The 13088-nt window shown below is 63.5% G+C and carries 11 protein-coding genes; 2 read left to right on the forward strand and 9 right to left on the reverse strand.

Going from position 1 to position 13088, the window contains the following annotated elements:
- The first annotated feature begins 179 nt into the window (after positions 1-179).
- Positions 180-2321 (forward strand): putative bifunctional diguanylate cyclase/phosphodiesterase, encoded by a 2142-nt coding sequence (locus NKJ67_RS30245; RefSeq protein ID WP_352584919.1) that lies wholly within the window; start codon positions 180-182, stop codon positions 2319-2321.
- Between the two features lie 12 nt (positions 2322-2333).
- Here the strand turns inward: NKJ67_RS30245 and NKJ67_RS30250 are convergent, their stop codons facing one another.
- A complete protein-coding gene (locus tag NKJ67_RS30250; protein WP_352584920.1) occupies positions 2334-3224 on the reverse strand; it encodes a fatty acid desaturase family protein in 891 nt (296 codons plus the stop codon).
- 111 nt (positions 3225-3335) lie between these two features.
- Here NKJ67_RS30250 and NKJ67_RS30255 point away from each other — a divergent pair, with 111 nt between their 5' ends.
- Complete coding sequence (locus NKJ67_RS30255) at positions 3336-4247, forward strand: LysR substrate-binding domain-containing protein (RefSeq protein WP_256745664.1); 912 nt, start codon at positions 3336-3338, stop codon at positions 4245-4247.
- Between the two features lie 18 nt (positions 4248-4265).
- Here the strand turns inward: NKJ67_RS30255 and NKJ67_RS30260 are convergent, their stop codons facing one another.
- From NKJ67_RS30260 to recO, 8 genes are all read right to left on the reverse strand, one after another.
- Complete coding sequence (locus tag NKJ67_RS30260; RefSeq protein WP_236383112.1) at positions 4266-4526, reverse strand: DUF3303 domain-containing protein; 261 nt, start codon at positions 4524-4526, stop codon at positions 4266-4268.
- Between the two features lie 30 nt (positions 4527-4556).
- Entirely contained in the window at positions 4557-6020 is a 1464-nt protein-coding gene (locus NKJ67_RS30265; RefSeq protein WP_127327236.1) for a RimK family ATP-grasp domain-containing protein, read from the reverse strand.
- The gene (locus NKJ67_RS30270) at positions 6020-7123 is read right to left on the reverse strand and encodes a peptidase C39 family protein (RefSeq protein WP_352584923.1); all 1104 of its coding nucleotides are present in this window, start codon (positions 7121-7123) and stop codon (positions 6020-6022) included. Before NKJ67_RS30270 ends, NKJ67_RS30265 begins: the two co-directional genes overlap by 1 nt.
- Positions 7124-7432: 309 nt before the next feature.
- Positions 7433-8224 carry an anti-sigma factor family protein gene (locus NKJ67_RS30275; protein WP_127321389.1) on the reverse strand — a complete coding sequence of 264 codons (792 nt, stop codon included), beginning with the start codon at positions 8222-8224 and terminating at the stop codon, positions 7433-7435.
- Positions 8221-8739 carry an RNA polymerase sigma factor gene (locus NKJ67_RS30280; RefSeq protein WP_127372020.1) on the reverse strand — a complete coding sequence of 173 codons (519 nt, stop codon included), beginning with the start codon at positions 8737-8739 and terminating at the stop codon, positions 8221-8223. Before NKJ67_RS30280 ends, NKJ67_RS30275 begins: the two co-directional genes overlap by 4 nt.
- A gap of 175 nt (positions 8740-8914) precedes the next feature.
- Entirely contained in the window at positions 8915-11665 is a 2751-nt protein-coding gene (locus NKJ67_RS30285; protein WP_352584926.1) for a DUF2339 domain-containing protein, read from the reverse strand.
- Positions 11666-11777: 112 nt separating this feature from the next.
- A complete protein-coding gene (locus tag NKJ67_RS30290; RefSeq protein ID WP_027162667.1) occupies positions 11778-12296 on the reverse strand; it encodes a PaaI family thioesterase in 519 nt (172 codons plus the stop codon).
- Complete coding sequence (gene recO, locus NKJ67_RS30295; protein ID WP_127321915.1) at positions 12293-13069, reverse strand: DNA repair protein RecO; 777 nt, start codon at positions 13067-13069, stop codon at positions 12293-12295. The genes NKJ67_RS30290 and recO overlap by 4 nt, the downstream gene beginning before the upstream one ends.
- Positions 13070-13088: the final 19 nt, after the last annotated feature.

The following is a 13088-nucleotide window of genomic DNA, read 5'->3' on the forward strand; positions in this document are numbered from 1 at the left end:
GCCCGCAACAGTTCGAGGATCAACATATCCGGCAGACGGGCAAAACCGCAGCCTGATCAGTGTCCACCCCCAGGGGCGCACTCCAAACCGAGGTCACTTTTGGGCGACATGCATTAAAACGCTAAATTAACCGGCGGCGGCCACAATAGCGCGTTCGATCACGGTCCGCAGGCGCGCTCATGCCCGTCGCTGATGCCAAGGATGGTTCGACCATCCCGAAACGGGAGGCCGAAGGCATGGACCGCTCCCGCCACATGGAAGACGAACTGCGCGAGCAGAACCAACGCTTTTCGGCTGCGGTCGAGAACATGTCGCACGGCCTGTGCATGTTCGACGCCGACGAGCGGATGATCATCTGCAACGGCAACTACCTGAACATCTTTTGCCTCGAAGCCAGCGTCATAAGGCCCGGCATCCGGTTCCTCGACATTCTGCGCCACAGCGTCGATATCGGCATCGCCTCGCAAACCGCCGACGAACTCTACGCCATCCGCAAGCCCTATATCGATCAGGCAAAGCCCTCGACCTACGAAGAAACACTGTCGGACGGCCGCATCGTCAGCATCTCGCACCGCCCTCTGGCTCTGGGCGGCTGGGTCTCGATCTACGAGGACATCACCGAGCAGCGCCGCGCGCAAGAGGATCTCAAGGAGCAGCACCGCCGCTTCGACGCAGCGCTTGCCAACATGTCGCAAGGCCTGCTGATGTACGGCGCCGACGGCAAGATGATCGTGCGCAACCGGCGTTTTCTTGAACTCTACAATGTCACCGCGGCAGACTTCCCGCTTGGAACGACGCACCGCGAGGCGCTCGAACGATTGCTGGAACTCGGCATCTATGCGGAGATCGACGTCGACAGCGAAGTCGCCAAGACCGAAGCCTGCCTGACGGCGGCAAAAATGCATTCGGCCTACCGGCATCTTACCGACGGCAGGACGGTTCTGGTCACACGCCGGCCGATGAACGGCGGCGGCTGGGTAGTGACCTTCGACGACGTCACAGAACGTCGCCGCACCGAAGAGCGCATGATCCATCTTGCGCATCACGATACGCTGACGGGACTGCCCAACCGCTCGATGTTTCGCGAACGGCTCGACCTTGCGCTGGAAGCCACGGCGGTCACGCCGCTGGCAATCTTTTCGCTCGATCTCGATCGCTTCAAGGCGGTCAACGACACCTGGGGACATCCGGCCGGGGACTGGCTGCTGAAGAGCGTGGCCGAGAGGCTGCAGCGCTGCCTGCACAACGAAACCGACGTGGTCGCCCGTTTCGGCGGCGACGAATTCGTCATCATCCAGTTCAACTTCAAGGGCATTGCCAATGCAGAAAAACTCGCGAAGCGCATCGTCGAGACAATCGGAAAGCCGTTCCGCGACAAGAGCCGCGAGATGCATGTCGGCATCAGCCTGGGCATCGCGGTTTTCCCCGACGACGGTGAAGATGCCGACACGCTGCTGAGGAACGCCGATACGGCGCTTTACCGGGCGAAGAGCGAAGGGCGCAATCAGTATCGGTTCTTCGAACCCGGAATGGACGCTATGGTACAGGCACGGCGTGCGCTGGAGGTCGACCTCGAGACCGCGCTGCCGCGCCAGGAGTTCGACCTCGACTTCCAGCCCATCATGAACATCGCATCCGGGGAGATCGTCGGCGCCGAAGCCTTGATGCGCTGGCATTCGCCGACACGCGGCACGGTGGCGCCGGACAGCTTCATTCCGGTCGCCGAAGACACTGGATTGATCGTGCCGCTTGGCGAATGGGCGCTGAGGAAAGCCTGCACGGCGGCGGCACACTGGCCCGCCGGCCTGCGCGTCGCGGTCAATGTCTCGGCCGTGCAACTCAAAAGCGGCAGCTTCGCCCGCAGCGTCATCTCGGCGCTGGCTTTCTCCGGCGTGCCAGCCGATCGGTTGGAACTTGAAATCACCGAAACCGTGCTGATGGACGAAAGCGAGGCGGTGCTAAGGACGCTGCGGCAGTTGCGCGAACTCGGCATCCGCATCGCGCTGGACGATTTCGGCATCGGCTATTCCTCGCTCGGCTATCTCAGGCGTTTTCCCGTCGACAAGATCAAGATCGATCGTTCGTTCATCCACGACCTGGGCAATCGTGACGCCGCGGCGATCGTTCGCACCGTCATCGGGCTGGGCGCCGAGCTTGGCATCACTGTCACCGCCGAGGGGGTCGAGACCGAGGTGCAACTCGACATCCTGCGCGGCAATGGCTGTACAGAGGCGCAGGGCTTTCTGATCGGCGTGCCGTCAACGGCGGCCGAGATCCAGCGTCTATTGAGATCCCGGGCGCGGCACAGCCAGACCGGCTGAGGCCGGCCATCGTCAACGCAGCGTGTCGATGTATTTGCCGTGGAAGCTGACATAGCCGGGCTCGACCATCTTGAGATGCCGCTCCATCAGCGCATGAAACCGCGGCAGTTGATGAAACGGCACGCCGGGATAGGCATGATGCTCGGCATGGAACGGCATGTTCCACGCCAGCTTGCGGACCAGCCAGTTGGTCAACGTGGTCCTGGTGTTCTCCAGCATGTTGGCGACGAACGGACAACGGCCGTGCTCGGCTAAGAGATAGAGGCGCAGAAACGGCTGCCCCAACAGAGCGGGCAAGATCCAGACATAGACAAGCACCGAGAGCCGGAAATAGACGGCCAGCAGAAGGACCACGGCATAAAAGGCAATCATGGCGCGTGCCTCGATGCGCACCTTGTCATAGCCCTTTGGCGGAACGTAGCTTTCGCGACCACGGTCCGCCGCGTTGGCATAAAGCGTCTTCAGGTGGCCCCACCATAACGGGATGCCGGATATGTGGACGAGGTATTGCCGCCATGTCTCCGGCTTGGGGAACGCCAGTTCCGGATCATTGTCGGGATCTTGCGTGTATCGATGGTGGGCGAAGTGGAAGTAGCGGAACCAGTCGGCCGGGAGCGCGATCGCCAGGCTGCACACCCGCGCCACGGCATCGTTCAGCCATTGCGCCTCGAAAGCCGTACGATGAACCGTCTCGTGCAGCAGCGTGAACAGGAAGACGATGAGGATACCTTGCGGAAGCATCAGCAGTGGCCAGAACGGCACCTTGGCAGCGATCAGCGATCCGACGACCACGATCGCGCCCCAATGAGCAGCAAGCTGAACGAGGCCCGCGGCATCAGACTTGGCGGTCAGCCGGTTGCGCTCCTCCTGCGTCAACGATGAAATTACGTCACGATGATCCACGTGCTTCGATCCAGACTGGAGTTTGATTAACCCACTGTAGCCAATGAACAACCTTTCCAAAAACGACGATTTCTGCAATCTAGATAAGCTGAACTTATCTATTCGGTGATTATGGCCGTACCTCCCTCTCTCAAAGGACTTCAAGCTTTCGAGGCTGCGGCCCGTACAGGCAGCTTTGCCGCGGCAGCGGAGGAGCTTTCGGTGTCGGCCGCTGCCGTCAGCCAGCTCATCCGCGCGGTCGAGGAGCAGATGGGCCGCAAGCTGTTCCACCGCGTCAACCGGCGCGTCGTCCTCACCGAGGCCGGCGTAGAGATGCTGCCCAGGCTGACCATGGCCTTCCAGGAGATCGGCAGCGTCGCGCGCCAGCTGGGCGGCGATACGTTCCGCCCGCGCCTTATGGTGTCGGTGCCGCCATCCATGGCCATGGGTTGGCTTTCACAGCGTCTCGCTGGTTTTGTCGCAAGCCATGGCGCCGTCGACATATCGCTCAGAGGCGACGACGACCCGGTGCCGTTCGACCGTGAGCTGATCGACATCAGGCTCTCCTATGGGCCGCATTATCGCGAGCACCCGACCGAGGACATCGTCCAGGACGCGGTCTATCCCGTGTGTGCACCCGGGCTGGCGGACACGATCAAACCCGAAGGCCTCGCCAGTCTGCCGCTTATCCACACGGGCTGGGGACCGACTGGTGCGTCCTTTCCGTCCTGGCACAACTGGTTCGAGGCGGCCGGCATCGAGCCCGGCCGGGCAGCGCAGCGCGGCCTCTCGGCCAACTCATCGCGCGCAGCGCTCGACCTTGCGATTTCGGGATTGGGCGTGGCGCTGGCGCAAGGAATCTACTGTGCCGAGGCGCTGGAAGACGGCCGGCTTGTCAGGCCCCTCGCCCAGGCACTGGAGCTACGCCAGCCCTATTGCCTGACGATCCCCGAGCGCAGCGCCAGGCGCGACGTCGTGGCGGCGTTTCGCCAGTGGCTGATCGACGAATGCCGACGCGCAGTGAACTCGCCGGCACTGCGTTGACGTAGCGTGCGGCGATGATCAGAGGTGCCCGCTCAAGGCCTCAGCCATGTCCTTGTTTGTCGCCACAGGGATGATCTCGAACTCCACCAGATCCGCCCATTCGATGACCCAACGCTGCAGCAGCGTGACGTCATCGGTCTCCACCAGCAGGAAGCAGCGGCTCATGTCCGCCGCGATCCAGCTGTGGTGCACGAGAAGCTCGTCCGGTTTCAGGCGGCCGCGGTCGCGAAAGCGGCGATAGATCTCCTTGCGATCGCAGCCGGTGAAATCCTCGATCACGATAAACTGCATGTTCTACCCCCGATCAAATTACCGCCCCGGCCGGTCCAGCCGCTCCAAGAACCACTGCGTCAGCCGCACCCAGACCTCGTCCTTCTCGCCGGAATCCTCCCAGCCATGGTCGAGGTTGGGATTGTCGTTGACCTCGATGACGAAGACGCCGTCCTTGGTCTCCTTGAGGTCGACGCCGTAGAGCCCGTCGCCGATGCAGCGCGCCGCCTTTACAGCCGTCTCGACGACATGCGCCGGCGTCTCCTTCAGCGTGAAGGTCTTGATGCCGCCCTGGTCGGGCTTGCCGTTGGCCTTGTGGTTGACGATCTGCCAGTGCTTCTTGGCCATCAGATAATGCACGGCAAACAGCGGCTGGCCGCCGAGCACACCAACGCGCCAGTCATACTCGGTCGGAATGAATTTTTGCGCGATCAGAAGGTCGGAATCCTCCAGCCATTCGGTAGCAAGCGTCTTCAGTTCCTCGAAATTGGCGCATTTCTTGACGCCGCGCGAGAACGACGAATCCGGGATTTTCAGCACCAGCGGAAAGCCCAGCGTCTGCGCTGCCAGTTCGAGATCCGAGGTGCCGGCGATCATCACCGTCGGCGGCACCGGCACCTTGTTGTAGGCCATCAGCTCGTTGAGATAGACCTTGTTGGTGCAGCGGATCATCGACAGTGGATCGTCGATAACCGGCATGCCTTCCTGCTGGGCGCGGCGGGCGAAACGATAGGTGTGGTTGGAGATCGAGGTGGTCTCGCGAATGAACAGCGCGTCGTAATTGGCGAGCTTGGCGAGGTCCCGCTTGGTGATCGGCTCGATTTCGACACCCATCTTCTCGGCGATCTTGGCCCAATAGCGCAGCGACGATATCTCCGATGGCGGCAATTCCTCATGCGGGTCGACCAGCGTGGCGAAGGTGTAGCGCGCCGGCGTGCGGCCCTTGGTGTCGCGCCATTCGCGGTTGGTGTAGGTCTCCAGGCACTGGATGAAGCTTTTTTCCTCGTCCTCGGTCATCCGCGCCAGCGGATGGAAACCGATCTTGCGGATCGAGGCCCATTCGGCGCTGTCCTTGATGTGGACTTCGAGCGCCGGCGCGCGGAACCAGTCGAACAGAAGTTTGGCGAAGCGGTCCCAGATTTTCGACGGGCCGATGCCGAAGAAGATGCAGACCTTTTGCGGAAAAACGCCGGCGAGATCCTTGCGGCATTTGTTGAGCGCCAGCTCCAGTTCCGGCAGTGCGTGTTCATAGAGCTTGCGCTCCGACAGGTCGATCATCGTTTCGACCGTCGGGATCACCTTGTGGCCGCGCGAGCTTGCCAGCAGCGACGCATAGTAGCCGCGGCTCTGGTAGCCGTAATTGTTCGACAGGTTGATGACCTTCGGCCGCTGGCCGCGAAACAGTGACGGGTGCGCGAGATAGTCGCGATTGGTGATGATCTTGTGCGGTGTCGCCACCTGGTCGAGATCGCTCTGCCTGCCGGTAAGGATGACCCAGGTCATTATCTGTCACGCTTTCCCAGAGTGATGGCGGCACGCAATCCATCGCGACCGAACTGCGCCATGTTCATGAAGATGCCGTAAGGCACGGGAATGTTGGCTGCATCAAGGATGGTCTCCTGCCTTTCGTCCTCGACCCAAGGGTCGTGGATCAGGATATGGTCGCCGTCATCGCCGATCGCCAGCACCCAGTGCGGCACCTTCTTGCCAAACATCAGGAAGCCGCTGATCAGCACCAGCACCAGCTTTCCCCCAGCGATCGCAGCGCGGATATCGTCGATTGTGAATGCACGGTAATTCACCGGGATGCCGTAAAGTTCCGCACGTCGGCGAAAGTCGACCTGGGCCAGTTCCATCACCCTGCGCTTGTCCTCACTGCGCACCGATTGCAGGAACAGCGCGCCATAGAAGGAAACGTAGATCTCCACCGCGAGCCCGCTTTCGTAGCCCGAGACAGCGAGGCCGAACGGCTCGCATCCACCGGGACCCGACATCATGAAGACGGTCGTCGCTTCACGCCACAGGCGGATTTCCATGACCGGATCCGGCACGAAGCCGCGATCGAAATTGGCCATCGCCATCATCAGGCAGCACGGGCCGCAGGTGAATTCGCAGGTCTGCGGGTAGAACGGCACCTTGGTGGCGATCGGAATGTCGCCACGCAAGGTCTTTTCGTAGCGAAGTGCCGTTTCGCCATCCTCATAGTAGCCGGGCTCGCGGCCGATCTTGCGATACCCGGCCTGTTCGTAGATGCGGATCGCGCGGCTGTTGTCCTCGCGAACTTCGAGACGCAGCATCATGCGGTCGTGCTCGAAGGCGGCATCTTCGGCGGATCCGAGCAGCATGCGGCCGACACCCAGCCCGCCGAAAAACGGACTGGTCGCAATCGAGTAGAGGCGCGCCACGCCGCTGCCCTTGCGAAACAGCACGATCGCATAGCCGGCCACGCGGCCGTCGACTTCGGCGACCAGCGTCTCGGCGGTTTCACGCTCGATGAACAGGCGAAAGGAGCGGCGGGAAATACGGTCGCTTGAGAAAACAGCTTTCTCAATGGCGGCGAGATCATCGACGTCAGACGCGCGGGCCGTGCGGATCTCGGCAGGCATGCGGCTTCAGAAAACCTCGATTGGTGGTGGAAATGGCCCTACTCGAACACGTCCTTGACGCCAACCAGGGCGTTGGGAAAACCGGCGTCCACCTGGGCGCACGAAGTCCGCTCCACCACCTTGAATCTTCGCCTCGTGTTCCAAAAACCGCTTCCGATTTCCGGGGCGATGCGACGGCATTCATCAAGCGCTATCGCACCTCGATTAGGGCCGAATTGTGACAAATCCGACGCCGACCCGACGGGCGCAAAAGGTCCTTCGACCGGATCGGCATTCGCATATCGACGGCACCGGCAAACGCAATGCCGTTCAGCTTGCCAGCCCGTTCACAAGTTGCGTGTAGGCGCTTCTGGCGACCTCGGCCAGCCGCTCGCGCGGCAAGGAGCCGACCACGGCGCAGCCATAGCCCTTGTCCAGCCAGTAGACGGCCTCGGGTCCATCTTGCGCGGCGGCGTAGGTGCCCTTGGCATTCTCCGTCGATTCCGTGGTGACAAACAGCGATATACGCTGCCCATTGCCGTCCTCGTAAAGCAGCATGGCGGCCTTGCTCTCGCCTGCCGGCAACAGCCGGCCGCCGACCAGCTGGAATCCGTCGGCGGTCAGGTCCGGCGCCACCAGATTCAGCCCTATCCGGTTGGACAGCCATGTCTGCAGATGGTCCTTGTCGCTGGCCGGCACCTCGACGGCATGCCGCTTTTCGGCGGCATAGATGACATGAGCCGCGATTGCCTGCTCGGCCAGCCGATCTTCGGCCGGGTCCTCCTGGCCGATGCCATCGATGCCGGCAAAATAGCCACCAAGTCCGCCTACGGCCAGAAGCACGGCGGCAGCAGCGGCAAGCCACCAGCGTGAGCGTGGCACAGCTGCCTTGACCGGCACCTCGCCAAGCACGACCTTGTGCAAGTGCCCAGGCACGGCTTCGTCCAGCACGTCGGCGAAGGCGGCACGCAGCGCCGCCCGGTCGGCGGTGAAACGGGCGCTCCTGGCCTTCATCTCGGGATTGGCGTCGAGCCAGGCATCGTAGGCCGCGCGCTCATCGCCGGGCAGCTCGCCATCGAGCGCCATATGGATGTCACGTTCGGAAAAGTCGCGGCGGATCATTTCTCGACGATCCTTATCGCGCGGCGGCGCGCCGTGTCGTCCAGCAACCCGCGCAATTCCTCACGCCCGCGCGCAATGCGCGACATCAGCGTGCCCGCAGGCACGCCCAGAATGTTGGCGGCTTCGGCATAGGAAAAACCTTCGATGGCAACCATGACAAGGGCTGCGCGACGGTCGGGGCTGATCGCCTGCAATGCGTCGACGATCTCGCGCGAGGCAATGCTCTCCACCTGCTCGGCCGGCTGGGCAACGGCCTCGCCCGCCTCCAGCGGCAGCATCGCCGCCTCGCCGCGGCGGTTCACCTTGCGCATCTGGTCGATGAACAAATGATGCATGATCGTAAACAGCCACCTCCGGGGGCTTTCTCCCGTCTGCCAGTTGTCGAGCCGCACAAGCGCCCGCTCGAGGCAATCCTGGACAAGGTCGTCGGCAGCGTCGCGGTCGCGCAAAAGCGAGCGTGCGTAGCGGCGCAGGCGCGGTATTTCGCCAAGGATTGCTGCCTTCTTTTCGTCCATGACCGCTGGTTTTCGAGGTCGCCCTTATTGATCCCAATTGAACGCGCCTTCCGGGCGCGGCGCAAGCGGCCAGCGCGAAGCGGTCTCCCGCCCCGGTCACCCAAGCCATGAGATAACGCCGGTGAGTACCGATTTATTCCCGGTCGGGGTGAAATCTTATTGTTCTTGCTTGCCTTTATCCGTTTTCCCGCGCCGCCCGCGTCAAAAGCCGCTGATAAAACAGGCCGATGCCGATCAGCACGGCGCCAAGGCCGATGAACGACAGCGCCCTCAGCACGCCTTCCAACTCCGACATGTCGAAGATGAAGACCTTCAGCACGGCGATCGCGATCAGCGCGGCCGAGGCGACGCGCAGCACCTGCGATTTCAACCAGACACCGGCTGTGAGGAGCGCAACGCCAATCACCAGCCAAAGCGCCGAGTAGGTGTAGGTTTCCAACTGGCCGAGGCCGCTCCACAAGCCGATGAACTCGCCCTTGAACAGGCGCCTCACCGACAGCGTGGCATAGGCGAAGGCAAGCACGGCAGCCACCACGGCAAGCATCTGCGCATACCATTTTGGCCGCTTGTCCCTAGCGTAGAGCGCCAGTCCCCCGGCGGCGACCGCAGGCAGGAGATAGGCGAGGAACAACAGGTTGAACACCGGGATGCGGCCTGTCGATTCGTCTGACAACAGCGGATTCAGCACGACGAAGTGCCTGACAACGATGAAGGCGACCGAGGCCACACCGGCGGCCATCGAACCATAGCGCAGCACCGAGCTTGGCGAGCGCATGTCGATGGCGACCAGGATGGCGCCGGCGCCGATGGCGATCAGGGTGTAGATCGACTGTTCGGCGAGCGTCATGGCACCCGTGTCGATGACGCCGCCGTGCATGGCGTGGCGCACCAGCATAGCGAGCGTGAGCAGCGCAAACAGCGCCGCAGCCGCCTCCATGGCAAGGCGCGGCCGGCCATTCGTGGTGCGCGCAAGCTGCCAGGCGGCAAAGCCGAAGGCCAGTGCCGGCACGCCGTAGGCTGGCAGCAGCCAGTTGAACACCGGCGTCGTCGACAGGAACCCGGCACCGACGATGGTCGGGTCGAAAGCGACGCGGCCAAGCACCGCGATCACCGCGCCGACCGAAATCCAGCCGAGCACCGGATAGGCGCGCCAGCGCGTAGTCAGCGCCGGCACGATGGCCGCCGCACCGAGCAGGATGGTGGTCCAGCCGGAATCGAAAGCCATATGCATCAGCAGCAGCCCGGCGATGGCCGCGCCGCCCAGGGCAAACGACACCGCGACACCGCCCTTGAGCGGCGGCTCCTCGGCCCGCGCGATCCACTCGCCGCCGGCGGCGAAAATGACGACCAGCAGTGCCGCTGCGGCGGCGTAGACAAGATCACGGTCGAGATTGCCGAATGTGAACCAGAGTGCCAGCAGGATGACCAGCGGGACGATGACGCCCCACGCTGCCCATGAGGCCGCGCGGATCTGCGTGCCGGCGGCGAACCGGCGCGCGGCCCAGAAGCCGGCGCCGATGAAGACCAGGCCGAGCACGATGCCGATGCGCAAGGTCAGCGCGTTGGACGTGGCCACGGGCAGTCCATCGACGCCCAGGGCGCCGCCCGAAAAATCGGAAGCAATCGAGGTGGGCGGGATGATGCCGAGATAGATCAGCACAGTGACCAGTCCCGCGGCATAGACGAGCGGCAGCGCCAGGGGCCGATAAAGCGCGACGACCACCATCGCGGCGATCACCACGGCGCCCGGCAAGGCGTAGCCGGCGGCAGCGAAGGCCGGGTCGACCGACAGGCCCAGCGCCGAGAATGCGACGAACAGGCCGGGCACGATGGACGGCCAGTCGAAAGCCCTGGCTGGTCCGGTTTCGTCGTCACGGCGAGCGAGCCAGACAAGGGCGAGCACGGCCAGCGTGACGGCGTCGATGAACAGGATGGCAGAGAGGTTCGCCCCCGGCGCATCGGTCATATAGAGGATGGTCCAGCCACCGGTGCCGAAAAAGGCGGCCGCCATCAGTAATTTCCAGTCGCGCATGCGGGCGATGACGCCGGTCGCTGCGAGCACGATCGCGAGATAGCCGAACAGCGCCCAGGGACTGGGCGCCTGCGAGGCGACCAGCACTGGCGTCACCATGGCGCCGACGAGGCCGATGCCGGCCAGCGCCTGGCCATGGACAAGGGCTGCCGCGATCGTCGCCGCGCCGATGACGCCGAGCAGCGTGAAGGCGAGTGCCGGGCCGATGAAGCCGTAGATGCCATGCGCGGCATAGACGGTGCCGAACAGGATGAAGGCACCGGCGGCAGTCAGGATCGCTGGAATATAAGCGCCGGCGGCCCCTTGCACCGGCACCTTGAAGCCGGTGCGACGGATGAATTCGCCGCCGGCCACCAGCACAAGGCCGAGCACGCCGGCCATGGCCAGCCGCACGCCGGGGCCGAAAATGCCGGCTTCGATGGTGTAGCGGATCAGGAACAGGCCGCCCAACGCCAGCGCGATGCCGCCAACCCAGACCGCCCAGCGGGTACCGAGCGCGGTTTCGACATCGGATTGGCGGGCGGCTTTCGCCGCTGCGGGAAGCTCTGCAGGTTCCACTGCCGTCGGTGCCGGTTCTGGAGCGGTCCACGGCCCGGAGACGATCTCGCCGGTCGAGTCTTCCGTGTCCGTGGCTGGCGCCGGGGCTGTGACCGCTGCGCTTACCTCCGGCGGGACAATATCGGCCGCGGCCGCTACGTCCGGAGCCATATCGGCGGGCGCGTTGTCGGCCACCGCCTGTTCGGACGGCCTGGCCGCAGGCGGCACGGCTCCCGAGAGCACAAGGCTGCGCAGTGCGCCAAGCTCGCGCTCGACAAGGCCGATGCGGCTCTGCTGGCGCGAAATGATGACGAACAAGGCGATGATGGCGACAAGGCCGATCAGGCTTTCAAACATGGCGGTTCCCCCAAACCAGGCCAGTTTTCACTGACATTCGTCTTACTGACATTCAAATGCGGCGGCCAAACGGCCAGAAAATCCAAGCTCGGAAAACTCAATGCGCCGCCAGTCAACGCGCCGCCAGATTGGCGGCCGGAAAGATCGAGCATGTTTCGGTGCCGAAAGCCAGCAGCTTGCCGCCGGCATCCTTCAGCGTCGCTTCCGACACCGCCAACGTGCGGCCCTTGTGAACAACCCTGCCCTCGCACACCACCTCGCCGGTCTTCGGCGTGATGGGACGCGTCAAATTCACCTTGAACTCCGCCGTGGTATAGGCCTCGCCCTTTTCGAGCAGCGTCTGCACGGCACAGGCCAGTGCCGAATCGAGCAGCGTCGCCGCCCAGCCGCCATGCACGCTGCCCAGCGGATTGAGATGGCGCTCGCTCGGCATGCCACGAAAGACAGCGCGCCCTTCCGAGACTTCGGTGAGAGTGAAATTCAGCTGGAAGGAAATCGGCGGCGCCGGATACTTGCCGTCGACGATGCGCTGCAGCAATTCCAAACCGGTGTATTTCAGGATGTCGGCGTGCGGAATGGTGCCGAGGCCGAGCGGTGAGACCCGGCCAGGATAAAGTTCGACCTCGCTCATGTGATGATTTCTCTGGCTGCGTCTTCGCCAGCTATGGCCTTGCCGCGCGCGTGATGTTTGCGCAAGGCGGCGAGGAAGCCGGTACGAGCGTCCGGCGGCTCGATGCCGCGCGGCTCATAGACGTGGCGGTTGAAGAAGAAGCCGGTGAGCCGGAAGGCGTCGTCGACATCAGCCGCATCGGCGCGCAGGCCGGAGCCGCGCTGCAGGAAGGCCGGCAGAGCCAGCATCTTGTCGCGCCACGGCAAACCGGCTTCGCGCGATACCGCACGTCCCGACTTCGGTGAGACATAGGCCAGGTCCTGTCGCGTGCCGGTGGCGGCGCATTGGCTGAGATCGAGGCCGAAGCCGAGTTCGTCCAGCACCAGAAGCTCGAAGCGCGCCACCAGTTCGCCGGCAACGTCGGCGTCGTCGAGATGGACGATCATCACGGCAAGCGTTTCGTAGAGACCTTCATGCGCGTCGCGCTCGGGCAGCAGGCGCAGATGCGCGGCCATGGTCTGCAATCCGTAGACGGCGACGGCGCTGTCCATCAACCGGGCCGCGTTCATCTCGATCGCCTCGGCCTGGAACGTGCCGAGGTGCTCGTCAAGGCGCGCTCGCCACAACAGGTCGACACGGTTGCCGGGCTGGAGCACAGGCTGCTGCTTGCGCGAACGGCCGCCACGAACAAGGCCGAGATGACGGCCATGCGCTCGCGTCAACACCTCGAGAATGGCGCTGGTTTCGCCATGCTTGCGGGTGCCGAGAATGATTCCCTCGTCGCGCCATTCCATTTCAGGAGCTTTTCACCGA

Source organism: Mesorhizobium sp. M0088 (genome assembly GCF_040322895.1).
GTDB lineage: Bacteria > Pseudomonadota > Alphaproteobacteria > Rhizobiales > Rhizobiaceae > Mesorhizobium.

What these genes read in the sequence shown, in the direction of transcription:
- NKJ67_RS30245 (WP_352584919.1), top strand. Translation starts at nt 180, where the DNA reads ATGCCCGTCGCTGATGCCAAGGATGGTTCGACCATCCCGAAACGGGAG.
- NKJ67_RS30255 (WP_256745664.1), top strand. Translation starts at nt 3,336, where the DNA reads ATGGCCGTACCTCCCTCTCTCAAAGGACTTCAAGCTTTCGAGGCTGCG.
- NKJ67_RS30265 (WP_127327236.1), bottom strand. Translation starts at nt 6,020, where the DNA reads ATGACCTGGGTCATCCTTACCGGCAGGCAGAGCGATCTCGACCAGGTG.
- NKJ67_RS30270 (WP_352584923.1), bottom strand. Translation starts at nt 7,123, where the DNA reads ATGCCTGCCGAGATCCGCACGGCCCGCGCGTCTGACGTCGATGATCTC.
- NKJ67_RS30275 (WP_127321389.1), bottom strand. Translation starts at nt 8,224, where the DNA reads ATGATCCGCCGCGACTTTTCCGAACGTGACATCCATATGGCGCTCGAT.
- NKJ67_RS30280 (WP_127372020.1), bottom strand. Translation starts at nt 8,739, where the DNA reads ATGGACGAAAAGAAGGCAGCAATCCTTGGCGAAATACCGCGCCTGCGC.
- NKJ67_RS30285 (WP_352584926.1), bottom strand. Translation starts at nt 11,665, where the DNA reads ATGTTTGAAAGCCTGATCGGCCTTGTCGCCATCATCGCCTTGTTCGTC.
- NKJ67_RS30290 (WP_027162667.1), bottom strand. Translation starts at nt 12,296, where the DNA reads ATGAGCGAGGTCGAACTTTATCCTGGCCGGGTCTCACCGCTCGGCCTC.
- recO (WP_127321915.1), bottom strand. Translation starts at nt 13,069, where the DNA reads ATGGAATGGCGCGACGAGGGAATCATTCTCGGCACCCGCAAGCATGGC.